29 protein-coding genes are annotated in these 23,181 nt (G+C 67.4%); 5 read left to right on the forward strand and 24 right to left on the reverse strand.

What is annotated here, in order from left to right:
• Positions 1–45: 45 nt before the first annotated feature.
• Both ctaD and coxB read right to left on the reverse strand, forming a co-directional pair.
• Positions 46–1,707 (reverse strand): cytochrome c oxidase subunit I, encoded by a 1,662-nt coding sequence (ctaD, locus tag BM360_RS12965; RefSeq protein WP_093315231.1) that lies wholly within the window; start codon positions 1,705–1,707, stop codon positions 46–48.
• A complete protein-coding gene (gene coxB / locus BM360_RS12970; protein ID WP_093315233.1) occupies positions 1,704–2,966 on the reverse strand; it encodes a cytochrome c oxidase subunit II in 1,263 nt (420 codons plus the stop codon). The genes ctaD and coxB overlap by 4 nt, the downstream gene beginning before the upstream one ends.
• Positions 2,967–3,129: 163 nt before the next feature.
• On the opposite strand from coxB, the gene pyrE reads away from it, so the two are divergent.
• The 5 genes from pyrE (at position 3,130) to BM360_RS12995 (ending at position 6,909) form a co-directional block, all read left to right on the forward strand.
• Positions 3,130–3,714: an orotate phosphoribosyltransferase gene (pyrE, locus tag BM360_RS12975; RefSeq protein ID WP_093315235.1), complete on the forward strand. Its 585-nt coding sequence runs from the start codon at positions 3,130–3,132 to the stop codon at positions 3,712–3,714.
• A 78-nt stretch (positions 3,715–3,792) separates the two neighbouring features.
• Positions 3,793–4,521 (forward strand): pyridoxine 5'-phosphate synthase, encoded by a 729-nt coding sequence (locus BM360_RS12980; protein ID WP_093315237.1) that lies wholly within the window; start codon positions 3,793–3,795, stop codon positions 4,519–4,521.
• A complete protein-coding gene (gene acpS / locus BM360_RS12985; RefSeq protein ID WP_093315238.1) occupies positions 4,518–4,925 on the forward strand; it encodes a holo-ACP synthase in 408 nt (135 codons plus the stop codon). The genes BM360_RS12980 and acpS overlap by 4 nt, the downstream gene beginning before the upstream one ends.
• Before the next feature lie 26 nt (positions 4,926–4,951).
• A complete protein-coding gene (gene lepB, locus BM360_RS12990) occupies positions 4,952–5,812 on the forward strand; it encodes a signal peptidase I (RefSeq protein ID WP_093316046.1) in 861 nt (286 codons plus the stop codon).
• The gene (locus BM360_RS12995) at positions 5,809–6,909 is read left to right on the forward strand and encodes an AI-2E family transporter (protein ID WP_093315240.1); all 1,101 of its coding nucleotides are present in this window, start codon (positions 5,809–5,811) and stop codon (positions 6,907–6,909) included. Before lepB ends, BM360_RS12995 begins: the two co-directional genes overlap by 4 nt.
• A gap of 79 nt (positions 6,910–6,988) precedes the next feature.
• On the opposite strand, the gene guaA is transcribed toward BM360_RS12995, so the two are convergent.
• The 22 genes from guaA to rpsQ form a co-directional block, all read right to left on the reverse strand.
• The gene (gene guaA / locus BM360_RS13000) at positions 6,989–8,551 is read right to left on the reverse strand and encodes a glutamine-hydrolyzing GMP synthase (protein WP_093315242.1); all 1,563 of its coding nucleotides are present in this window, start codon (positions 8,549–8,551) and stop codon (positions 6,989–6,991) included.
• Between the two features lie 117 nt (positions 8,552–8,668).
• The gene (locus tag BM360_RS13005) at positions 8,669–10,798 is read right to left on the reverse strand and encodes a prolyl oligopeptidase family serine peptidase (RefSeq protein ID WP_093315244.1); all 2,130 of its coding nucleotides are present in this window, start codon (positions 10,796–10,798) and stop codon (positions 8,669–8,671) included.
• An 85-nt stretch (positions 10,799–10,883) separates the two neighbouring features.
• Complete coding sequence (gene rplQ / locus BM360_RS13010) at positions 10,884–11,306, reverse strand: 50S ribosomal protein L17 (RefSeq protein ID WP_093315246.1); 423 nt, start codon at positions 11,304–11,306, stop codon at positions 10,884–10,886.
• Between the two features lie 143 nt (positions 11,307–11,449).
• Positions 11,450–12,517, reverse strand: a complete 1,068-nt coding sequence (locus tag BM360_RS13015; RefSeq protein ID WP_093315248.1) for a DNA-directed RNA polymerase subunit alpha — start codon at positions 12,515–12,517, stop codon at positions 11,450–11,452.
• Between the two features lie 82 nt (positions 12,518–12,599).
• Entirely contained in the window at positions 12,600–12,989 is a 390-nt protein-coding gene (gene rpsK, locus BM360_RS13020; protein ID WP_093315250.1) for a 30S ribosomal protein S11, read from the reverse strand.
• Positions 12,990–13,092: 103 nt separating this feature from the next.
• The gene (gene rpsM / locus BM360_RS13025) at positions 13,093–13,461 is read right to left on the reverse strand and encodes a 30S ribosomal protein S13 (protein ID WP_093315252.1); all 369 of its coding nucleotides are present in this window, start codon (positions 13,459–13,461) and stop codon (positions 13,093–13,095) included.
• 135 nt (positions 13,462–13,596) lie between these two features.
• A complete protein-coding gene (locus BM360_RS13030; RefSeq protein ID WP_106407390.1) occupies positions 13,597–14,967 on the reverse strand; it encodes a sensor histidine kinase in 1,371 nt (456 codons plus the stop codon).
• A 13-nt stretch (positions 14,968–14,980) separates the two neighbouring features.
• Entirely contained in the window at positions 14,981–15,667 is a 687-nt protein-coding gene (locus BM360_RS13035; protein ID WP_093315257.1) for a winged helix-turn-helix domain-containing protein, read from the reverse strand.
• A 128-nt stretch (positions 15,668–15,795) separates the two neighbouring features.
• Positions 15,796–15,954, reverse strand: coding sequence for a hypothetical protein (locus BM360_RS19620; protein WP_165611307.1), 159 nt, complete (start codon positions 15,952–15,954; stop codon positions 15,796–15,798).
• Between the two features lie 224 nt (positions 15,955–16,178).
• A complete protein-coding gene (locus tag BM360_RS13040) occupies positions 16,179–16,829 on the reverse strand; it encodes an adenylate kinase (RefSeq protein ID WP_093315259.1) in 651 nt (216 codons plus the stop codon).
• Between the two features lie 38 nt (positions 16,830–16,867).
• Positions 16,868–18,229 (reverse strand): preprotein translocase subunit SecY, encoded by a 1,362-nt coding sequence (gene secY, locus BM360_RS13045; protein WP_093315261.1) that lies wholly within the window; start codon positions 18,227–18,229, stop codon positions 16,868–16,870.
• Between the two features lie 119 nt (positions 18,230–18,348).
• Positions 18,349–18,903 carry a 50S ribosomal protein L15 gene (gene rplO, locus BM360_RS13050; protein ID WP_093315263.1) on the reverse strand — a complete coding sequence of 185 codons (555 nt, stop codon included), beginning with the start codon at positions 18,901–18,903 and terminating at the stop codon, positions 18,349–18,351.
• 167 nt (positions 18,904–19,070) lie between these two features.
• Positions 19,071–19,247: a 50S ribosomal protein L30 gene (gene rpmD, locus BM360_RS13055; protein ID WP_093316047.1), complete on the reverse strand. Its 177-nt coding sequence runs from the start codon at positions 19,245–19,247 to the stop codon at positions 19,071–19,073.
• Positions 19,248–19,252: 5 nt separating this feature from the next.
• The gene (rpsE, locus tag BM360_RS13060) at positions 19,253–19,981 is read right to left on the reverse strand and encodes a 30S ribosomal protein S5 (RefSeq protein WP_093315265.1); all 729 of its coding nucleotides are present in this window, start codon (positions 19,979–19,981) and stop codon (positions 19,253–19,255) included.
• A complete protein-coding gene (rplR, locus tag BM360_RS13065; RefSeq protein WP_093315267.1) occupies positions 19,982–20,335 on the reverse strand; it encodes a 50S ribosomal protein L18 in 354 nt (117 codons plus the stop codon).
• Complete coding sequence (rplF, locus tag BM360_RS13070) at positions 20,335–20,868, reverse strand: 50S ribosomal protein L6 (RefSeq protein ID WP_093315270.1); 534 nt, start codon at positions 20,866–20,868, stop codon at positions 20,335–20,337. The genes rplR and rplF overlap by 1 nt, the downstream gene beginning before the upstream one ends.
• Complete coding sequence (rpsH, locus tag BM360_RS13075) at positions 20,868–21,263, reverse strand: 30S ribosomal protein S8 (RefSeq protein WP_093315273.1); 396 nt, start codon at positions 21,261–21,263, stop codon at positions 20,868–20,870. The genes rplF and rpsH overlap by 1 nt, the downstream gene beginning before the upstream one ends.
• Before the next feature lie 10 nt (positions 21,264–21,273).
• Positions 21,274–21,579 carry a 30S ribosomal protein S14 gene (rpsN, locus tag BM360_RS13080; RefSeq protein ID WP_093315275.1) on the reverse strand — a complete coding sequence of 102 codons (306 nt, stop codon included), beginning with the start codon at positions 21,577–21,579 and terminating at the stop codon, positions 21,274–21,276.
• A 26-nt stretch (positions 21,580–21,605) separates the two neighbouring features.
• Positions 21,606–22,202, reverse strand: coding sequence for a 50S ribosomal protein L5 (gene rplE / locus BM360_RS13085; protein WP_093315277.1), 597 nt, complete (start codon positions 22,200–22,202; stop codon positions 21,606–21,608).
• Positions 22,195–22,515, reverse strand: a complete 321-nt coding sequence (gene rplX, locus BM360_RS13090) for a 50S ribosomal protein L24 (RefSeq protein ID WP_093315280.1) — start codon at positions 22,513–22,515, stop codon at positions 22,195–22,197. The genes rplE and rplX overlap by 8 nt, the downstream gene beginning before the upstream one ends.
• On the reverse strand, positions 22,515–22,886 hold the full coding sequence (gene rplN, locus BM360_RS13095) for a 50S ribosomal protein L14 (RefSeq protein ID WP_093315282.1): 372 nt from the start codon (positions 22,884–22,886) through the stop codon (positions 22,515–22,517). Before rplN ends, rplX begins: the two co-directional genes overlap by 1 nt.
• A 16-nt stretch (positions 22,887–22,902) precedes the next feature.
• Complete coding sequence (gene rpsQ / locus BM360_RS13100) at positions 22,903–23,169, reverse strand: 30S ribosomal protein S17 (RefSeq protein WP_093315285.1); 267 nt, start codon at positions 23,167–23,169, stop codon at positions 22,903–22,905.
• Positions 23,170–23,181 lie beyond the last annotated feature (12 nt).

The raw sequence follows: 23,181 nt of genomic DNA on the forward strand, positions 1-23,181 counted from the left end.
TGTGCAGGAACGGGCGGCGCTCAGCTACGACCTGACGGGCCAGCCTCAGTGCTTGTCGCCACCGTCGATGACGGGGAGCGTCTCGAACTGGTGGAACGGCGGCGGCGAGGACAGCGTCCACTCCAGCGTCGTCGCACCCTCGCCCCAGGGATTGTCGGGCGCCTTCTTGCCGGCGATCAGCGACCAGATCACGTTGATGAAGAAGATCACCATGCCGGCGGCCATGATCTCGTAGCCATGGCTCGCGATCTTGTTCCAGTAGGCAAAGGCATCCGGATAGTCGGGGTAACGACGCGGCATGCCGTCGAGACCGAGGAAGTGCATCGGGAAGAACAGCAGGTTCACGCCGATGAAGAACACCCAAAAGTGCAGCTGGCCGAGCAGCTCGTTGTACATCTTCCCGAACATCTTCGGAAACCAGTAGTAGAAGCCGCAGAACAGGCCGAACACCGCACCCAGCGACAGCACATAGTGGAAGTGCGCCACCACATAGTAGGTGTCGTGCATGTAGTTGTCGACGCCGCCATTGGCGAGCACGACGCCCGTCACGCCGCCGACCGTGAACATGAAGATGAAGCCCAGCGCCCACACCATCGGCGTCTTGAAGCTGAGCGAGCCGCCCCACATCGTCGCGATCCACGAGAAGATCTTGATGCCGGTCGGCACCGCGATCACCATCGTCGCCGCGGTGAAGTACATCTTGGTGTTCACGTCCAGGCCGGTCGTGAACATGTGGTGCGCCCACACGATGAAGCCGACGACACCGATCGCGACCATGGCATAGGCCATGCCGAGATAGCCGAACACCGGCTTGCGGCTGAACGTCGCGACCACCTGGCTGACGATGCCGAAGCCCGGCAGGATCATGATGTACACTTCGGGATGGCCGAAGAACCAGAACAGGTGCTGGTAGAGGATCGGATCGCCACCGCCGGCCGGATCGAAGAAGGTCGTGCCGAAGTTGCGGTCGGTCAGCAGCATCGTGATCGCCGCGGCGAGCACCGGGAGAGCGAGCAGCAGCAGGAAGGCGGTGACCAGCACCGACCACACGAACAGCGGCATCTTGTGCAGGGTCATGCCCGGCGCGCGCATGTTGAAGATGGTGGTGATGAAGTTGATCGCGCCGAGGATCGACGACGCACCCGCGAGGTGAAGCGCGAAGATCGCCATGTCGACCGACGGCCCCGGCTCACCGTATGTGGAGAGCGGCGCATAGACGGTCCACCCCGTGCCTGCGCCGCCGGTGAAGGCGGAGCCGAGCAGCAGCGTGAACGCCGGCACCAGCAGCCAGAAGCTGATGTTGTTCATGCGCGGAAAGGCCATGTCGGGCGCGCCGATCATCAGCGGCACGAACCAGTTGCCGAACCCGCCGATCATCGCCGGCATGACCATGAAGAACACCATGATCATGCCGTGGGCGGTGATCAGGACGTTCCAGAAGTGCAGCGCCGCATCGCCCTGCTCACCCGACCAGGCCTGGAGATACTGGATCCCCGGCTCGGCCAGCTCGGCGCGCATCAGACCCGAGATCGCGCCACCGATGATCCCCGCGATGATCGCGAAGATCAGGTAGAGCGTGCCGATGTCCTTGTGGTTGGTGGACATGAACCAGCGCTGGAAGAACGCCGGTTTGTGATCGGCATCGTGCTGATGCGCGTGATCATCATGCGCCTGGAAGTGCAGCGCGCCTGCGGTGGTGTCGGTCATTTCGTCTGCGAGCCTTCGTTGGCGGTCGCACCCTGCGTGGTCGGCGCAGGCGCGGCAGTAGCATTATCGGCGGGATCGGACGGGGCACCCGCGGCGCCCACCGCCATCGGCGCACCCGCAGCAGCAGGAGCTGCCGTGGCCGGGCTGGCCGGCGTCGTCGCGTCCGGGTTTGCGGCACCGGCAGCCCCCGGCATCGTGCCGCCCTTGGAGGCGACCCAGGCAGCATATTGCGCCGGCGGGACGACTTCGACCGCGATCGGCATGAAGGCGTGGCGCGCGCCGCACAGCTCGGAGCACTGGCCGAAATAGACGCCGGGGCGATCCACCTTGAACCAGGTCTCGTTCAGGCGACCCGGGACCGCATCCATCTTGTTCCAGAACGCCGGCACCGCGAACGAGTGGATCACGTCGTTGGAGGTAACGATCAGCTTCACGACGGCGCCCGCGGGCACCACCATCCGCTCGTCCACCGCCAGCAAGCGCGGACCGTCGAGGTCGGTACGCGCGCGCGTGCCCGGCTGAACCTCGTTCTTCTCCTTCAGCATGTTGGAGACGACTTCGAAGTCGCCGTTGTCCGGATACTGATAGGTCCAATACCATTGGTTGCCGATCACCTTCACCGTCAGGTCGGCCTTGGGCGGAGCATATTGCTTGGCCAGCAGGCGGATCGACGGAACCGCGATCACCACCAGCAGCAGCACCGGCGCCAGCGTCCAGATCACCTCGATGGTGGTGTTGTGGCTGGTGCGCGACGGAATCGGGTTCGCGCTCCGGCGATAGCGCGCGATCACCCACAGCAGCAGCGCAAGGACGAGCAGCGAGATCGCCGTGATGATCGGCATCAGGATCGCGTTGTGGAAGGTGCGCGCATCCTCGCCCACTTCGGTGAACTGATCCTGCAGGCCCATGCGGCCGTCGGGCATGCCGATGCCGGGCGTCGGCGCGACCAGCGGCGGCGCCTTCGGCTTGGCGGCCGAGGCGGCAGCCTCCGCGTCGGTCACGACCGCATTGGTGTCGCCCGCATTGGTGCCGGCAGTCGGCCCCGCGGCAGGCGCCGGCGCGGACGTTACAGGCAGGCCACCCGCAGCAGCCGGCGCTGCCACGGCAGGGCCAACGGCTGCACCCTGCGGCGCGGTCTGCACCGCGCCCGGATTGGCGACGGGCGACGGCGGCGCGGCGGTCTGCGCAGCCAGCGGAGCAGCCGTGGCCGACAGGGTCGTCAGCGCGAGCGCGGCCAGAAAGGTCTTCAGCGTCGTCATTCTTCCCCCAAGCTCGGCCGCGATGCCGGCACGCGAAACGGTGCGACGATCAGCGGTCAGGCCGCGGAACCACGCGCCTTATAGGCGTGGGTCCGCATCCCCTCAAGCGGTTGCCGCGTCCCCGCTAGGCGGCTAAGGCGCCCCGCGCAACGGGGAAAAGGCGATGACCGAAGACGAGGTGCTGGCGGAGTTCCGTGCCGCAGGTGCGCTGCTCGAGGGTCATTTCATCCTGTCCTCGGGGCTGCGCTCCTCCCGTTATCTGCAATGCGCCCGCGTGCTGATGAACCCGGCACGCGCCGCCCGGCTGGCCTCCGCACTCGCCTTCACCTTGCCGGACAAGATCAAGATCCGCCTCGGCGCGGTCGTTTCGCCTGCCATGGGTGGCGTGATCGTCGGGCATGAGATGGGGCGGGCGCTCGGGCTCGATGCGATGTTCGTCGAGCGGCCCACCGGCACGTTCGAATTGCGCCGCGGATTCGCGCTGGCTCCAGGCACCAAGGTGCTGCTCGTCGAGGATGTCGTCACCACCGGCCTGTCCTCGCGTGAGGCGATCGCCGCGGTCGAGGCGACCGGTGCGGAGGTGATCGCCGCGGCGGCGCTGGTGGATCGCTCCAACGGCACCGTGGATCTGGGCGTCCCCTTCTTTCCGCTGATCCAGCTCGACGTGCCTGCCTACGCCGCGGATGCGCTGCCGCCCGAGCTTGCGGCGATCCCCGCGATAAAGCCCGGCAGCCGCGCCGCGGCCTGAACCGCCCTCTTTCGCCGCCGCCCGGCCGCCCCATATAGCCGGGCGACTTCCCCGAGCGAGGCACGGAACGGATCACCAATGGCCAATCAGCTTCGCCTGGGCGTCAACATCGATCATGTCGCCACCATCCGCAACGCGCGCGGCGGCGGCCATCCCGATCCCCTGCGCGCCGCGTTCATGGCGGTCGAGGCAGGAGCGGACGGCATCACCGCGCATCTGCGTGAAGATCGGCGCCATATCACCGATCACGACATCGATCTGCTGGTGAACGCCATCTCGGTGCCGCTGAACCTTGAAATGGCGGCGACGGACGAGATGCTCGCCATCGCGCTCCGCCATCGCCCGCATGCCGCCTGCATCGTGCCCGAGCGGCGGGAGGAGCGGACCACCGAAGGCGGGCTCGATGCCGCGGCACAGATTGATCGGCTGAAGCCTTTCGTCGCGGCGTTGGTCGATGCCGGCATACGCGTCAGCCTGTTCGTCGAGCCGGATGCGCGCCAGATCGACGCTGCCTTGCGCCTCGGTGCCCCTGTCGTCGAACTGCACACCGGCCGTTATGCCGAGCTGGAGGGGGAGGACAGGTCGATGGAATTGCGCCGCCTTGCCGATGCCGCCGCACTCGGCGCCAAGAACGGTCTGGAAATCCATGCCGGGCACGGCCTCACCTTCGACAATGTCGTGCCCGTCGCGGCCATTCCGCAGCTGCGCGAGCTGAACATCGGGCATTTTCTCGTCGGTGAGGCGATCTTCACCGGGCTGAGCGAGAGCGTGCGGGCGATGCGCGCGCTGATGGATACGGCGCGATGATCGTCGGCCTGGGCTCGGACCTGTGCAGCATCGAGCGGATCCAGGCCTCGCTCGACCGATTCGGCGACCGCTTCACCAACCGCGTCTTCACCGAGCGCGAACGCGCCCGCGCCGAGCGCCGCTCGCTGACCCGCGCGGGAACCTATGCCAAGCGATTCGCCGCGAAGGAGGCCTTCTCCAAGGCGGTCGGCACCGGCTTCAGCCGCGGTGTGTTCATGCGGGATATCGGCGTGGTCAACCTGCCGTCCGGCGCGCCGACCTTGGCGGTTTCCGGCGGGGCCAAGGCCGCGCTTGACGCGTTGGTGCCGCCGGGCCACGCGATGCACATCCATCTCACCCTGACCGACGATCACCCCTGGGCCCAGGCGTTCGTCATCCTTGAAGCGCGCCCCACGCCTGCGTGAAGGAACCCCCGTTGGCCGATGCCGATATGACCGCCTCCGACAAGTCGCTGCGCCAGCCCGTCCAGCCCCATGCCAAAGGCACGGACTGGTGGGCCGAGGCGAAGGGCGTGCTGTGGCTCGTGCTGGCGGTGCTGGCCTTTCACAGCTTTCTCGCCAAGCCTTTCTATATCCCGTCCGAATCGATGATGCCGACCCTGCTCAAGGGCGACCGGCTGGTGGTGACGAAATATCCCTATGGCTGGTCGTGGGTGTCGCCGTCCTTCCACGTTCTCCCTTTCATGAACGGACGGCTGTTCGGCCGCATGCCGACCCGCGGAGACATCGTGATCGTCACGCCCCCCGGCGAGAAGAGCGACTATATCAAGCGTGTGATCGGCCTGCCCGGCGACCGGATCGCGGTGCGCGGCGGCGCTGTGTGGCTGAACGGTCGCGCGCTGCGGCGTGAGAAGCGGGCCGATGCGTTGATCCCGATCGACGCCAACGTGCCCTGCACGGGCGACAAGGTGTTTTCGCGCCGGGTCATGGGTCCGGGGGGCAAGCCCGTCTGCGCGCTGCCCGTGTTCCACGAGTGGCTGCCGGACGGCCGCAACTATGACACGATCGATCTCGGCTACTTTCCGATCTCGGACGAGTATGACGAGATCACCGTGCCAGCCGGCCATGTTTTCCTCATGGGCGACAATCGCGACGATTCGGCGGACAGCCGTTTCCCGGTCAACAATGGCGGCCTCGGCGGGCCTGTTCCGTGGGAGAATCTGGGTGGGCGTGCCGAGTTCATCACCTTCTCGCTCGATGGCACGTCGCAGCTGTTGAACCCGCTCAGCTGGTTCACGGCGATGCGCGGCGGCCGCGCCGGCACCAGCCTCCACCCGGCGACCAAGCAGTGAGCGACAGGGCGCCGGCGCGGCGGAACGAGCAGCCCGGCCCCTCCGACGCGAGCGACCCCACCACGGTCCGTGAGTTGAAGCGGGCCGCGGTGTGGATCGGCCTCGCCACCGCCGTGCTCGCCACCTGGTATCTGGCGCAGCCGATCCTCCTGATCATCGGCGGCATCGTCTTCGCCGCGATCCTGGATGGCGGCACCCGCCTGCTCGGCCGCGTGTTGCCGATCGGGCGCGGCTGGCGGCTGCTGATCGTCACGCTGGCCGGCTTCGGCTTCCTAGTGTGGACCTTCTATTATGCCGGTGCGACGATCGGCGGGCAGTTCGAGGTGCTCCGCACCACGGTTCAGACGCAGCTCGACCGGCTGCTCGGCTGGGCCCGCTCGATGGGCCTCGTGCAGGGCCCGGCAGGCGCGCAGTTCAACGCGATCGGCAAGCAGCTGATGGGCTCGCTGGGGCAGCTGACCGGCTTCGTCGGATCGGCTCTAGGCGCGATTTCCAGCCTCGCCATGATCCTCGTCATCGGCATCTTCCTCGTGGTGGAGCCTCGCCTGTATGAGCGCGGCGTCGCCTGGATGCTGCCGATGGGCAAGCGCGACGCCTTTTACGAGACCTCGAAGCGGATGGGCCGCACGCTGCGGCTGCTGATGTTCGGGCGGCTGCTCGGCATGGCGGTGGAGGGCGTGTTCACCGGCATCTTCGCGTGGGCCGTGGGCATTCCGATGGCGGCGCTGATCGGAATCATCACCGGTCTGATGGCGTTCCTGCCGAATATCGGTGCGATCATCTCGGGCGTGCTGATCGTCCTTGTCGGCTTTTCCGCCGGGTTCGAGACGGGTATTTGGGCGATCGTGATCTACGTTCTGGTGCAGGGCATCGACGGCTATCTAATCGTGCCGATGGTGGCGAAGCGCTCCGTCGATCTCGCCCCTGCCCTCGTGCTCGGGGCCCAGCTGCTGTTCGGCGCGCTGTTCGGCATCCTCGGTCTCGCGCTTGCCGATCCGATCGTCGCGATGATCAAGGTTCTGCTTGAAGAGCGGGCTGACGGAGCGGACACAACCGACGAGCCGGCACCGACGCGCATGCCACTCGAGGGTGTCTGACGGGGACACGCCGCGTTAGCAAACCGGGTCTCTCGATTGAGCTGACAGAGACGACGATCTTCCGGATCGTCGCGCCTGCTCATTCCCACTCGATCGTGCCGGGAGGCTTCGAGGTGTAGTCGTAGGTAACGCGGTTGATGCCCTCGACCTCGTTGACGATCCGCGTTGCCACACGCGACAGGAAGCCTGCATCGAACGGATAGATGTCCGCCGTCATCCCGTCGGTCGAGGTGACGGCACGGAGTGCGCAGACGCTGTCATAGGTGCGATGGTCGCCCATCACGCCCACCGTGCGCACCGGCAGCAGCACCGCGAACGCCTGCCAGATCGCATCGTAGAGGCCGGCGGCGCGAATCTCCTCCAGATAGATGGCGTCCGCCTTGCGCAGGATGTCGCAGCGTTCCTTCGTCACCTCGCCGGGGATGCGGATGGCGAGGCCGGGCCCGGGGAACGGGTGCCGCCCGACGAACATGTCGGGCAGGCCAAGCTCGCGGCCGAGCACGCGCACCTCGTCCTTGAACAGCTCGCGCAGCGGCTCGACGAGCTTCATGTTCATCCGCTCGGGCAGGCCGCCGACATTGTGGTGGCTCTTGATCGTCACCGAAGGCCCGCCGGTGAAACTGACGCTCTCGATCACGTCCGGATAAAGCGTGCCCTGCGCGAGGAACTCCGCACCGCCGATCTTCTTGGCCTCCGCCTCGAACACCTCGATGAACGTCTTCCCGATGAACTTGCGCTTGGCCTCGGGGTCGGTCACCCCCTTCAGGCCGGACATGAACAAGGTCTCGGCATTCACGTGGACGAGCGGGATCTTGTAATGCTCGCGGAAAAGGCCGACCACCTGATCCGCCTCCCCGCTGCGCATAAGGCCGTGATCGACGAACACGCAGGTCAGCTGGTCGCCGATCGCCTCATGGATCAGCACCGCGGCGACCGCCGAGTCGACGCCCCCTGAAAGGCCGCAGATCACACGCGATGATCCCACCTGCGCGCGGATCTCGGCAATCTTCGCCTCGCGAAACTCCGCCATCGTCCAATCACCGGCCAGACCGCAGACGTGGCGGGCAAAGGTGGCGATCAGGCGGCCGCCATCGGGCGTGTGAACCACCTCAGGGTGGAACTGCACGCCATAGAAGCGCCGCGCCTCATCCGCGGTCACGGCATAGGGCGCACCCTCGGACACGGCCACCGGCTCGAAGCCCGGCGGAAGCGCGTCGACCTTGTCGCCGTGGCTCATCCAGACCTGGTGCCGCTCGCCCTCGCGCCACAGGCCGTCGAACAGCGACGAGCGCTTTTTCACCTCGATGAAGGCGCGCCCAAACTCGCCCCCCGTCGTCGAGGTGATCACCTTGCCGCCCAGCTGCATCGCCATGGTCTGCTGGCCGTAGCAGATGCCGAGCACGGGGATGCCCGCCTCGAACAAACGCTGTGGCGCACGCGGGCTGCCCTCGGTCGTCACCGAGGCGGGCCCGCCTGAGAGGATGATCCCCTTCGGTTTGAGGCGATCGAACGCGGCATCGGCGGCGTTGAACGGCGCGATCTCGCTATAGACGCCCGCTTCGCGCACGCGGCGCGCGATCAGCTGGGTCACCTGGCTGCCGAAATCGACGATGAGGATGCAGTCGCTGGGCTGAACGGTCATGCCAAGGGCCGCTAGGCCATGCCGCCCTGCCCTGTCCAGCACGGCGGTGTTCGGCCGGCAAAAGCGCGATCACGCCGCCCGAGCATGGCACGAGACGGCGTGATCCCGGCCGTGCGGTTACTTGGCCGCGGTGCCTTCGGCCGGAAGCGCGAGGCCCGACCATTTTGCGGCGAACGCCCACTGATCCGCCGTTTCCTCGATCAGCTTGGAAGTGGGCTTGCCCGATCCGTGGCCCGCGCGCGTCTCGATGCGAATCAGGTGCGGCTTGTTGCCGATCTGCGCCGCCTGGAGCGCCGCGGTATATTTGAAGCTGTGGCCGGGCACGACGCGGTCGTCCGTGTCCGCCGTCGTCACGAGGATCGCCGGATAGTCCTTGCCGGCGGCGATGTTGTGATAGGGCGAATAGGTCCGCAGCACACGCCAGTCGGCCTCTTTCGTCGGATAGCCGTAATCGTCGACCCAGTAGCGCCCGGCGGTGAAGCGGTCGAAGCGCAGCATGTCCATCACGCCGACCGCGGGCAGCGCCGCCGCCCACAGGTCCGGCCGCTGGTTGACGACAGCGCCGACCAGGAGCCCGCCATTCGATCCACCGCGGACGACGAGCGCCGAGGCGATCTTCTCGCGCTTCAGATACTCGCCCGACGCGATCATGTCGTCGAACACGTTCTGCTTCTTGGCGAGCCGGCCGGCATCGTGCCACGCCCGGCCATATTCGCCGCCACCCCGCAGCGACGCCTGTGCATACACGCCGCCCATATCCATCCAGGCGAGGTTGGAGGGCGAGAAAGCCGGCGTCATCGAGATGTCGAACCCGCCATAGGCGTAGAGCAGGGTCGGTGCGCCCTTGGAGAGGTCCAGCCCCTTCTTGTGCACGACGAACAGCGGCACCTTGGTGCCGTCCTTGGACGGCACGAAGCGCTGCTCCACCACGTAGTCGTCGGGGTTGAACGCCACCTTGGGCGCGGCGAACGTCGTCGCTTGGCCGGTCGTGGTATCGAGCCGATAAATCGTCGTCGGCCGGTTGAAGCTGGCGAAGGCGAAGAAGGCCTCGCGCTCGCCCATGTCACCGCTGGTGGCGAGCACGCTGCCGACACCCGCCAGCGGCACGTCCTTCAGCCGCTTGCCGGCCAGATCGAAGAGGCGCAGCTCGCTCTTGGCGTCGACCAGATAGTCGGCGACGATCGCGTTGCCCGCAATGCGGACGCTTTCCAGCTTGACCTTGTCCTCGCCGACGATCTGGACGGGACGCGGCGTCGCGTCGCTGGTGTCCACCGCGACGATGCGCCGCATCGGTGCATCGGAGTCGGTCGCGAAGATCAGGCGGCTGTCGGTCGAGCCGAGGAAGCTCCACTCGTTCTTGAGCCCGGTGAACAGCAGGCGCGGCTTGGCGCTCGGCTGCTTCAGGTCGATCACCGTCACGTCGTTGCGCGGATCGGTGCCTTCGTTGGTGCTGATGACGAGCCAGCGGCCATCGTCGCTGACAGTCGCATGATGGCCCCAGGTGGGATGATCGGGCGTGGCATAGACCAGCCGATCCTCGCTCTGCGGCGTGCCGAGGCGGTGGAAGTAGACCTTCTGGTTGAGGTTGGTGGCCTGGAACGTCGCGCCTTCGGCCGGTGCGTCGAAGCGGGAATAATAGAAGCCGGATCCGTCCTTGGCCCACTCGCCGCCACCGAACTTGGACCAGCGGACCTCGTCGCTCAGCGTCTTGCCCGTCGCGACATCCAGCACCTTGATGATGCGCCAGTCCGTGCCACCATCCTGGATGGCGTAGAGCAGCTTGCTGCCGTCCTCACTCGGCTCCCACTCCGCCAACGCCGTGGCGCCGTCGGCGGACCAGCCGTTCGGATCGAGCAGCACGCGACCCTGCCCGTCCAGCGTATCGCGGACGTAGAGGACGGACTGGTTCTGGAGGCCCGCATTGCGCGTGTAGAAGTAGCGACCGCCCTTCTTTCGCGGGACGCCGAACCGCTCATAGTTCCACAGCGCCGTCAGCCGCTTCTCGATCGCGTCGCGGCCGGGGAGCGTGGCGAGATAGGATTGGGTCAGCTGGTTCTGCGCGGTCACCCAGGCACGCACCTTGGGATCGACGCGGACGTCATTCTCCAGCCAGCGATAGGGATCGGGCACGGCCTGGCCGAACGACTGATCGACAACCGCGCCCTTCTCGGTCGCGGGATAGGAGAGCGGCGCAGCGGTGGCGGACATGGCGGATCCGAGCAGGAGGAAAGGCAGGAGGAAGCGCATAAGCGTCGGAGAACCCTCGAATACGGAAAGGGCCGGAGACTAACGTCCCCGGCCCCTTCTGCAACCGCTTCTGCCCCGATGAGGCTCAGGCGGCCTCGTCGAAATCCTCGTCGTTCAGGACCGGACCCGAATCCTGGCCCTTGGCGGAAGTGTCGCGATCGACGAACTCGATGATCGCCATGGCCGACGCGTCCGACGCGCGGTAGCCGGCCTTGATGATGCGGGTATAGCCGCCGTTGCGCGAGGCGTAGCGCGCCGCCAGCACGTCGAACAGCTTCACCAGCTGGGCGTCGTCGAGCAGGCGGGAATGCGCCAGACGGCGGTTGGACAGGCCGCCGCGCTTGGCGAGCGTGACCAGCTTCTCGACATAGGGGCGAAGCTCCTTCGCCTTGGCGAGCGTGGTCGTGATCTGCTCGTGCTTGATGAGCGCGGCCGACTGGTTGCGGAACAGCGCGGCGCGGTGGGACGAGGTCCGCTGAAGCTTACGTCCGCCGACACGATGGCGCATTGTCTCGATCCTTCACGTTCGTCCCGCAGCCGTACGAGGCACTGCGGGCCGGGCGGTGACAGGGGGCACCGCCCAAAACCCCTTAAGGTGACGAAGTTGACACTCAGACGCCCTATTCCGACACCGGAACGGGCGCGAAACGATCAATATTCCTGTTCGAGCTTCTTCGCCATTTCCTCGATGTTCTCGGGCGGCCAGCCGGGGATCTCCATGCCCAGCCGCAGCCCCATCGAGGACAGCACTTCCTTGATCTCGTTCAGCGACTTGCGGCCGAAGTTCGGCGTGCGGAGCATCTCCGCCTCCGTCTTGCCGACGAGATCGCCGATGTAGATGATGTTGTCGTTCTTCAGGCAGTTGGCCGAACGCACCGACAGTTCGAGCTCGTCCACCTTCTTCAGCAGGAAGCGGTTGAGCTGGTTGGTGTCGGCTTCCGGCTCCGCCGCGCCCGCGGCATGCGCCGGGACCGCGACGCCGATCGGCGCCGAGGCGGTGACCATGCCTTCGTCGAAGTGGACGAACAGCTGCAGCTGATCCTGCAGGATGCGCGCGGCATAGCCGACCGCATCGTCGGGCGTGACCGTGCCGTCCGTCTCGATCGTCAGCGTCAGCTTGTCATAGTCAAGCTCCTGCCCGACGCGGGTGTTCTCGACCTTGTAGGCGACCTGCCGCACGGGCGAGTAGAGCGCATCGACCGGGATGAGGCCGATCGGCGCGTCGATCGGGCGGTTGTTCGCCGCCGGGACATAGCCCTTCCCGATATCGGCAGTCAGCTCCATGTTGAGCGTGGCACCGTCGTCGAGGTGGCAGATGACCAGATCGGGGTTCATCACCTCGATGTCGCCGGTGACCGCGATGTCGCCCGCGGTGACCTCCGCCGGACCGGTCGCCGACAGCTGAAGGCGCTTCGGCCCTTCGCCCTGCATCTTGAGCGCGATCTGCTTGACGTTCAGGACGATGTCCGTCACGTCCTCGCGCACGCCGGCCAGCGACGAGAATTCGTGCAGGACGTTCTCGATCTTGATCGAGGTGACGGCGGCACCCTGAAGCGACGACAGGAGCACGCGGCGCAGCGAATTGCCGAGCGTCAGCCCGAAGCCGCGCTCGAGCGGCTCTGCCACGAACGTGGCCTTCCGCTTCGCATCGCCCCCCGGCTTCCGTTCGAGCCCGTTCGGCTTCTTCATTTCCTGCCAGTTCTTGGCGTTGACGGCCATGGGTGTCCCTTCGGGTTGGGTCCGTGCGCGTCCGCCCGGACCGACTTGATACGCGCGCCGGAAGTCCGGCGCCCGGGAGAGATCAGACGCGGCGGCGCTTGGACGGGCGCACGCCGTTGTGCGGGATCGGCGTCACGTCGCGGATCGACGTGATGTGGAAGCCGACCGCCTGGAGGGCGCGCAGCGCGCTCTCACGACCCGAGCCGGGGCCCTTGACCTCGACCTCGAGCGTGCGGACGCCGTGCTCGGCAGCCTTCTTGCCGGCATCCTCGGCGGCGACCTGGGCGGCATAGGGCGTCGACTTGCGGCTGCCCTTGAAGCCCATCATGCCGGCGGACGACCAGGCGATGGCATTGCCCTGCGCGTCGGTGATGGTGATCATGGTGTTGTTGAAGCTGGCATTCACGTGCGCGACGCCGGCGGTGATGTTCTTGCGCTCGCGACGGCGGAGGCGCTGAGGGGCTTGTGCCATGGATGTCGTCCTGACCTGAATCTATGTGGTCGATGCGGGCCGGAGGATTTGCCGCTTCATCAGCAGGCCTGCCTCCGGCGGAGTAAACGGTCCCCCGGACCGTTTACTTCTTCTTGCCCGCGATCGGCTTCGCCTTGCCCTTGCGGGTGCGCGCGTTGGTGTGCGTGCGCTGGCCGCGGACCGGCAGGCCCTTGCGGTGGCGCAGGCCACGATAGCAGGCGAGATCCATCAGCCGCTTGATGTTCATCGCGGTCTGGCGGCGCAGGTCGCCCTCGACGGTGTAGGCCCCGTCGATCGTCTCGCGGATCTGCAGGACTTCCTGGTCCGACAGTTCCTGGACGCGACGCTCGGGCGCGATGCCCAGCTTGGCGGTGATTTCCTTGGCCTTGGCCGGGCCGATGCCATGGATGTAGGTCAGCGCGATCTCGACGCGCTTGTTGGTCGGGATGTTTACACCCGCGATACGTGCCATTCTATTCGATCTCCTGCTCCACAGGCCAGTTGGCGACCGGCCCATCTCGACGCGTCACCCGGGAACCGAACCGCGAAAAGCCGGCGCGCGCAGAGGTGCGCAGCCGGATCACGACCTGTCTCGGGAGGCGGCGAGTTAGGAGGCGAATCGGCCCATGTCAAGCGGTGGCCCGGATGCGGGCAGCAGCAGCGTCGCGATCAAACCCGGCTGGGCGTCGCTCAGTTCCAGCCGTCCGCCATGATGGCGCGCCACCGCATCGACCAGCGCCAGCCCGAGCCCCGCCCCGCCCGGCGCCGACCGTGCGGCATCCAGCCGGCCGAACCGCCGCCGCGCCTCGCCGTGCAACGCGGGCGGAATGCCCGGACCGGCATCGGCCACCCCCAGCGCGACGCCCCCTTCCCGCTTGTGCGCGAACAGGCACAGGCGCCGCCCCTCGGCGGCATAGGTCAGCGCATTGTCGACGAGGTTGGACAGCGCCTGCGCGAGCAGCTGGCGCTGGCCGGCGACGGGCGGAAGCGCGTCGTCCACCTCGATGGCCAACGCCAAGCCGGCATCCTCCAGCGTCGGCGCATAGACCTCCGCGACGTCCGCGACGAGCGCGGCGGGATCGAGCGGGTCCATCGGCCGTGCGCCCGCCTCCATGCGGCCGATGTCGAGCACGTTGGTGAGGATGCGGGTGAGCGCATCCGCCTCCGCCAGCACGCCGGGCAGCAGCTGATCGCGCGTTGCGGGATCGTCGCTGGCAAGCGCGCGCTCCACCCGGGTGCGGAGGCGGCCGATGGGAGAGCGCAGATCGTGCGCCAGCCCGTCCGTTAGCAGCCGCAGCTCCGCCATCAGCGAGCCGATGCGATCGAGCATGCGGTTGATGCGGAGCGCCAGGGCATCGAACGCGTCGCGGCTGCCGGCGAGCGGCACGCGGCCGTCCATCGCGCCGGCGCCCACCCGGTCCACAGCGGCGGTGATCGCCGCCACGCGGGAGCCGACATAGCGGGCGACGATCAGGCCGCAGCCCGCGCCCAGCACGCCTGCAAGCAGCACGGCGAGCCCGAGCGAGCGTTCCAGCGTGCGCTGCCACGCCAGCCGTTCCCCGAAGCGACGGCCGGCGATCAGCCAGCCGCCGGCCACGGGGCGGGCGATCACGCCAGCCTCACCGCCCGCCACCGCGACGATGCGGAAGCCGCCGGCGCGGGTGAGCCGTGCCGCGGGTGCCGGCAGCGGCGAGCCGGCGAGCCGGCGGCCGGCACGATCCAGCAGCAGGACGATCAAAGCGGGATCGTCCACCGCCGCCTCCCCCGCCACCGCGGCGGCGAGCGCCTGCACGCCGCCGGCCCGGCTAACCTCGGCCAGCACGCGCGATTCCTCGGCCACCTGCGCGCGCAACGTCGTCAGCGCGTCGTCATGCATCCGCCAGTAGATGAAGCCGAGCAACGTCAGGCTGGTGGCGAGCGCGAGCAGAGCGGCGAGCAGCGCGACGCGGACGGTGGTGGGCGCGGTGCGCAGGGTCATGCAGGGCGCCCGATCAAGGGTCTGCCGCCAGCCGGTAACCGGCGCCGCGGACGGTGTGGAGGATCGGGGTCTGCGCCCCCTCCTCCAGCTTCCGCCGGAGCCGCCCGACATGGACGTCGACGACGTTGGTGCCCGGATCGAAATGATAATCCCAGACGCCCTCCAGCAGCATGGTCCGCGTGACGACGCGGCCGGCGTGGCGGGCGAGATATTCGAGCAGCTTATATTCGCGCGGCAGCAGCGACACGGGCCGCCCGCCCCGCCGCACGCTGCGGGCGAGCAGGTCGATCTCCAGATCGCCGACGGACAGGCGCGTCTCCGCCACCGCGCGGCCCTCCCCGCGGCGCAGCAGCGCGGCGGTCCGCGCGGACAGCTCGGCAAAGGCGAAGGGCTTGGCGAGATAGTCGTCCGAGCCTTCCTCGAGGCCCGAGACGCGATCCTCCACACCGCCGAGCGCGGACAGGATCAGCACCGGCGTCGCCACGCCTGCGGCCCGCAAGCCGCGCAGCACGGACAGGCCGTCCAGGCCCGGCAGCAGCCGATCGAGGATGACGAGATCGAAGCCGCCATCGGAGGCGAGGAACAGGCCCTGGCGGCCATCGGCGGCGCGATCGACGACATGGCCCTGCTCGGCAAGGCCGCGCGCGACATAGTCCGCGGTCTCGACATCATCTTCGATCAGCAGGATCCTGCGGCCCATCGCTTCATCCTCACGCAACCGGCCGCCCGGATGCAAGATGGCCGCCCGGCGCGGGGGTCAGTCGCGCCGGGCAGCCGCTGTGCAGCGCACCTAGGGACAGGGAATGTGCGCCGCGCAGATGGTCCCGATCAGTTGGTCTTGGCGGCCTTGGTCGTCTTGACGGTCTTGACCACCTTGACGTGCTTGGCCGGCTTCTCGGTCTTCGCCTTGGGCGCATGTGCGGCCAGCGCAGGCGTGGCGACGACGGCCAACATGGCGAGCGGAGCGATACGGCGCAGGATGTTCATGCCTGGATCTCCTTGGTCGGCCGCGGGATGCGCCCCGCGGCGTCGTCACCATCTCTAGGCACCTGTGCCATACGCGGCGGTGGAGGGGGCATGACAAATGGTTCATGCAGGCGCGTGCAGCGACGACCTGGGGCCGTCGGCGCGCGCCTGCAGCTCTGTGATTAGGGGAGAAGCGCGGGCTGGCGGCGCGACGGTCCCCGCGCCACGTCCGCCCCACGCGGGCGTTACCTGGGCCCGAGAATCGCCTCGAGCGAGGATGCCACCGCATCCATGTCGGCCATGCCGTCGACGCGGGTCACGAGCCCCTGCGCTTCGTAATAAGGCAGGATCGGCGCGGTCTTGGCGCGATATTCGGCCATGCGGGTGCGCACCGTCTCGGCATTGTCGTCCGGGCGGCGCTTGAACTCGTCATTGCCGCAGACGTCGCAGACGCCCGGCACGGCCGGCTGCTTGAACGTGTCGTGATAGCCGGCACCGCAGCGCGCGCAGGTGAAGCGCCCGGTGATCCGCTCGACCAGCGCATCCTCGTCCACCGCCAGCTCGATCACATGGTCGAGCTTGCGGCCGCGCTCCTCCAGCAGGATGTCGAGCGCCTCGGCCTGCGCCTGCGTGCGGGGATAGCCGTCGAAAATGGCGCCGCGCTGTGCCTCCGGCGAATCGAGCCGCTCGCCGATCAGCGCCGAGACGATCGCGTCGGAGACGAGCCCACCCGCCTCCATCACCGCCTTGGCCTTCAGCCCGACGGGCGTTTCCGCCTTCACGGCCGCGCGCAGCATGTCGCCGGTGGAGAGCTGCACCATGCCGCGCTCGCGCTCCAGCCGCGTCGCCTGCGTGCCCTTGCCCGCCCCTGGCGGCCCCAGCAGGATGATGTTCATCGACGGCCTCTCCCCTTTTTGGTCGTCCGTGGCGCAGATCAGCGCCGCGCGCCACCCTTGAGCTTCGCCTTCTTGATGAGATCACCATATTGGTGGGCGAGCAGGTGGCTCTGGATCTGCGTCACCGTATCCACCGTCACGTTGACGACGATCAGCAGGCTGGTGCCGCCGAAGCCGATCAGGCTGCGCGGGATGACCATCTCGGGCACCACGCAGATGAAGGCCAGATAAGCAGCGCCGAGCACGGTGATGCGCGTCAGCACGTAATCCAGATAGACTTCGGTGTTCTTGCCCGGCCGGATGCCGGGGATGAAGCCGCCATAGCGCTTCAGATTGTCCGCCGTCTCCTCCGGGTTGAACACCACCGCGGTGTAGAAGAAGGAGAAGAACACGATCCCGACCGTGTAGAGCACGAGATAGAGCGGCGTGCCGTGGGCCAGGTTGAGGTTCAGCCAGCCGAACGCCTGGCCGAGCGCCGTATCCGGATCGATGCGGTTGCCGGCAAACTGCGTGATCGTCAGCGGCATCAGCAGCAGCGACGAGGCGAAGATTGGCGGAATCACGTTCGCCGTGTTGATCTTCAGCGGCAGATGGCTCTTGTCCTGCTGCATCATGCCGCGCGCGGTCTGGCGCTTGGGATACTGGATCAGCACGCGGCGCTGCGCGCGCTCCATGAAGCAGATGAACAGGATCAGGCCGATGATCATCGCCAGTGCGGCAAGCGCGGCGAGACCGCTGCCCGCGCCGGTGCGGATCGAGTTCAGCTCGTTGACGATGGTGCGCGGCAGCTCGGCGACGATGCCGGCCATGATGATCAGCGACACGCCGTTGCCGATGCCGCGGCTGGTGATCTGCTCACCCAGCCACATCAGGAACATCGTGCCGCCGATCAGCGAGATCACCGTCGTCACGCGGAACAGCATGCCGGGCTGCACCACCGCGCTCATGCCTTCGCTGGCGCCCCAGCTCTCGAGCCCGACCGCAATGAAATAGCCCTGGATGGCGGTGAGCAGCACCGTGCCGTAGCGGGTATATTGGTTGAGCTTCTTGCGCCCGCTCTCACCCTCCTTCTTGATCGCGGCGAGTGCGGGCGACAGCGAGGTCGACAGCTGCACGACGATCGAGGCGGTGATGTAGGGCATCACGCCGAGCGCGATCAGCGACATGCGGTTGAGCGCGCCGCCGGAGAAGGTGTTGAAGAAATCCAACACGCCACCCTTGGTCGTGTTGAACAGGGTGGTCAGCGCGCGCGGATCGATGCCGGGCAGCGGCACGTGGCTGAGCAGGCGGAACACGATCAGCGCGCCGATGGTGAACCACAGCCGCTTCTTGAGGTCCGTCGCCTTCGCGAACTGCGACAGGCTGACGTTGGCGGCCAGTTGTTCGGCTGCGGATGCCATGTGGACGAACGATCCCGGATATGAAGACGGCGGGGAGGCGCGAACGCCGGCCCCGCCGCCATATAAGATGTCAGGCGGGCATGTCTAAGCCCGTATGCGCCAAGGCGTTGGCCCGGCGATCAGCCGCGGGCCGCCGCCTGCTTGGCCGACTTGTCGGCCGCACGCTCCTTCTGGGCGACGCGGTGCTTGGCGGCCGCCTTGTCCTTGGCCGCGACGACCTCGATCACCTCGACCGAGCCGCCTGCCGCCTCGACCGCAGCCTTGGCCGACGCGGAGGCACCGGCGACGCGGAAGCGCAGCGCGGACGTCAGCGCACCCTTGGCGAGGAGGCGCACGCCATCCTTGCCGCCGCGCGCCACGCCCGCCGCCTTCAGCGCGGCGTGATCGATCGTGCCGTCGGTCGCCAGTGTGCCGGCATCGACCAGCTTCTGCAACTGGCCGAGATTGACCTCGGCATAGTCCTTGGTGAAGGGATTGTTGAAGCCACGCTTCGGCAGACGCATGTGGAGCGGCATCTGACCGCCCTCGAAGCCCTTAATCGAGACGCCCTCGCGGCTCTTCTGACCCTTCTGGCCGCGGCCCGAAGTCTTGCCCTTGCCGGAGCCGATACCACGGCCAACGCGCATCCGGCCCTTGCGGGAGCCGTCATTGTCGCGAATTTCGTTCAGTTTCATGGTCTGTGCACTCGCTTTCGCTTTGGTCGCGCGGAATTGGGAAGCGCGGGCCGATAGCGGCTATCGGCGCCGCTGGCAATGACCCGGACGGGCGCTGCCGCCGGCGTCTCATAAGAGAAAGGCCGGCGGCATAGCCACCGGCCTGTCCCTCCATCAAGGTATTGGGTTCAGCCCTCGACCTTGACCATGTGCTGCACCTTGCGGATCATCCCGCGGACCTCGGGGCTGTCTTCCAGCTCCCGGGTCCGGTGCATCTTGTTGAGGCCCAAGCCGATCAGCGTCGCGCGCTGATCCTGGGTGCGCCGGATCGGCGAACCGATCTGCGTGATCTTGATCGTGGCCATCTCGCTCACTCCACGACCGCCGCGGCGTCCGCCTCGGCAACCGCCTCGGAGGCGCCACCGCGGCCGAGCAGGTCGGCGATCTTCTTGCCGCGCCGCTGCGCGACCGACTTCGGCGAAGTCTGCTCGCTCAGCGCCTGGAAGGTGGCGCGGATCATGTTGTACGGGTTGGACGTGCCGACCGACTTGGTCACGACGTCGGCAACGCCCAGGCTCTCGAAGATGGCGCGCATCGGGCCACCCGCGATGATGCCGGTGCCCTGCGGCGCCGCGCGCAGCGTCACGCGGCCGGCGCCGAAGTGGCCGTTGCCGTCATGGTGCAGCGTGCGACCCTCGCGCAGCGGCACGCGGACCATGGCCTTCTTGGCCGCCGCAGTGGCCTTGGTGATCGCCTCGGGCACTTCGCGCGCCTTGCCGTGGCCGAAGCCGACCCGGCCCTTGCCGTCGCCGACGATGACCAGCGCTGCGAAGCCGAAGCGCTTGCCGCCCTTCACCGTCTTGGACACGCGATTGATGTGGACGAGCTTCTCGATCAGCTCCTCGCCACCCTCGTCGCGGTTGCGATCGTCGCGGCGGCCACGGCCGTCGCGGCCACGCCCGTCACGATTGCCGCCGCCGGGGCCACGCCCACGGCCGCCGCGCGGACCGCGCGGACCACGGCCCTCGCCACCGGCCGGTGCCGCATCGACCGGCGCGCCCTCGGGGGCACCCGCCTGGATTTCGGTCTCGTCAGCCATTTAGAACTCCAATCCGCCTTCGCGGGCGGCATCCGCCAGCGCCTTGACGCGGCCGTGGAACAGGAAGCCACCGCGGTCGAACACGACGCGGGTCACGCCCGCCGCGCTCGCCCGCTCGGCCACGCGCTTGCCGACTTCGGCCGCCGCCGCAGCGGTCGCACCGGTCGTGCCGCGCACGTCCTTGTCGAGCGACGACGCCGCCGCGATCGTGCGGCCCGCCGCATCGTCGATCACCTGCGCATAGATATGCCGGCCCGAGCGATGGATCGACAGCCGCGGACGGCCACCGCCATTGGCGCGGAGCGCCGTGCGGACGCGCTGGCGCCGCTTCTGAAAGACAGTCAGCTTGGCCATTACTTCTTCTTCCCTTCCTTGCGGAAGATGAACTCGCCGGCATACTTGATGCCCTTGCCCTTGTAGGGCTCGGGCTTGCGCCAGCGGCGGATCTCGGCGGCGAATTGGCCCACCACCTGCTTGTCGATGCCGGTGATGTTGATCGTCGTCTGATCCGGCGTCGCGACCGTCAGGCCCTCCGGCACATCCAGGTCGACGTCGTGGCTGTAGCCGAGCTGGAGCTTCAGCTTCTTGCCCTGCGCGTTGGCGCGGTAGCCGACGCCGGTGATCAGCAGCTGCTTGGTGAAGCCCTGCGTCACGCCCGTCATCAGGTTCTGCACCAGCGTGCGCTGCATGCCCCAGAAGGAGCGCGCGCGCTTGGTCTCGTTCGCCGGCTGGACGGAGACGTTGCCGTCCTCGACCGCATAGCTCACCTCGTCGGCGAGCGGCAGCGTGAGCGTGCCCTTCGGGCCCTTGACGCTGAGCGTGCGGCCCTCGATGCTGGCGGTGACGCCGGCCGGCACGGGGACCGGCTTCTTGCCGATGCGGCTCATCAGAAGACCTCCGCGAGAACCTCGCCGCCGACATTCTGCTCGCGCGCTTCCGCGTCGGACAGAACGCCACGGGGCGTCGAGACGATGGTGATGCCAAGGCCGTTGCGGATCCGCGGCAGCTCCTGGCTGCCGGAATAGACGCGACGGCCGGGCTTGGAGACGCGGGCGATGTGCTGGATCGCGGGCTGGCCCTCGAAATACTTCAGCTCGATGCGCAGGCCTTCATGGCCGCCCACCTCTTCGTCGCCATAGCCGCGGATATAGCCTTCGCGCTGGAGCACATCGAGCACGCGCGCACGAAGCTTCGACTTCGGGCTCGTGACGCTGTCCTTGCGGGCGCGCTGGCCGTTGCGGATGCGGGTGAGCAGATCGCCCACGGGATCGGTCATCGACATAAGGTAGCCCTCACCAGCTCGACTTGGTGACGCCGGGGATCATGCCACGGGTGGCAAGTTCACGGAGCATCACGCGGGCGAGGCGGAATTTGCGGTAATAAGCGCGCGGACGGCCGGTCACCTCGCAGCGGTTGCGCACGCGGGTCGGGTGCGCATTGCGCGGCAGCTCGGCCATCTTCAGGCGCGCGATGAGACGCTCGGTCTCGTCGAGCGACTCGTCGTTCGCGATCGCCTTCAGCTTCGCGAACTTCGGCGCATACTGCTTCACCAGCTTCTTGCGCCGCTCGTTCTTGTTGATCGAACTCAGTTTCGCCATGGACTTAAGCTCTCTTCCTTAACGCCTCAAGCGGCCTGCTGGGCCGGCTCGGGAGCCGACGTGCCCTGGGGCAGCGGGAACGGGAAACCGAACAGACGGAGCAGCTCGCGCGCTTCCTCGTCGGTGTTGGCGGTGGTCGTGACGATCACGTCCATGCCGCGGATCTTGTCGACCTTGTCGTAGCTGATCTCGGGGAAGATCAGCTGCTCCTTGAGGCCGGTGGCGTAATTGCCACGGCCGTCGAACGACTTGTCGCTGAGGCCGCGGAAGTCGCGGACGCGCGGCAGCGCGATCGTGACGAAGCGGTCGAGGAACTCGTACATCCGCTCGCGACGCAGCGTCACCTTGCAGCCGATCGGCATGCCTTCGCGCAGCTTGAACTGCGCAATCGACTTCTTGGCCTTGGTGATGACGGCCTTCTGGCCGGCGATCGCGGTCATTTCTGCCGCGGCCTGCTCGACCTTCTTCTTGTCCTGCGTCGCTTCGCCGACGCCCATGTTCAGCACGATCTTGTCGAGCTTGGGCACCTGCATCGGGTTGGCATAACCGAACTTCTCGGTCATCGCCTTGACGATCGTCTCGTCGTACAGCTTGCGCAGCCGGGGCGTGTAGCCGTCAGCCATTGATCGTCTCCCCGGACTTGACGGCCACGCGGACCTTCTTGCCGTCCTGAACCTCGAAGCGGACGCGCGTCGGCTTGCCCGTCTTCGGATCTTCCAGCGCCACCTTGGACACGTGGAGCGGCGCTTCGATCCGCTCCAGCCCGCCCTGCGGATTGGCCTGGCTCGGCTTGCGGTGGCGGGTCGCGACGTTGACGCCGGACACGATGACCTTGCCCTCCTTCGGGAGAGCCTTGGTCACTTCGCCATGCTTGCCCTTGTCCTTGCCGGACAGGACGACGACCTTGTCGCCCTTCTTGATCTTCGCAGCAGCCATCACAGCACCTCGGGCGCGAGCGAGATGATCTTCATGTGGTTCTTGGCGCGGAGCTCGCGCACCACCGGCCCGAAGATGCGCGTGCCGATCGGCTCGCCGCTGTTCTTGTTGATGAGGACGGCGGCGTTGCCGTCGAAGCGGATGGTGGAGCCGTCGGGACGATGGATGTCCTTGGCGGTGCGCACGATCACCGCACGGTGAACGTCGCCCTTCTTCACCTTGCCACGCGGCGCAGCTTCCTTGATCGAGACGACGATCACGTCGCCCACGGTCGCGAAGCGCCGCTTGGAGCCACCGAGCACCTTGATGCACTGGACGCGCTTGGCGCCCGAGTTATCGGCCACGTCGAGGTTGGACTGCATCTGGATCATGGTTCAGCCCTCCCGTTCAGGCGTGTGCGGCTTCGGGTGCGACATGCGTGTCGACCCGTTCGATGACCGTCCAAGTCTTGAGCTTGGAGATCGGCTTGCACTCCTCGATGCGGACCGTCTCGCCGGGGCGATACTGGTTCTCGGCATCGTGAGCATGATACTTCTTCGAGCGGCGGATGATCTTGCCGTAGAGCGGGTGCTTAACCTTCCGCTCGACGAGGACCACCACCGTCTTGTCGGTCTTGTCGGAGACCACCGTTCCGGTCAGCACGCGCTTCGGCATGGCTGGCTCTCC

The sequence above is a fragment of the Sphingomonas jatrophae genome (assembly GCF_900113315.1).
GTDB classification, from domain to species: Bacteria; Pseudomonadota; Alphaproteobacteria; order Sphingomonadales; family Sphingomonadaceae; genus Sphingomonas_P; species Sphingomonas_P jatrophae.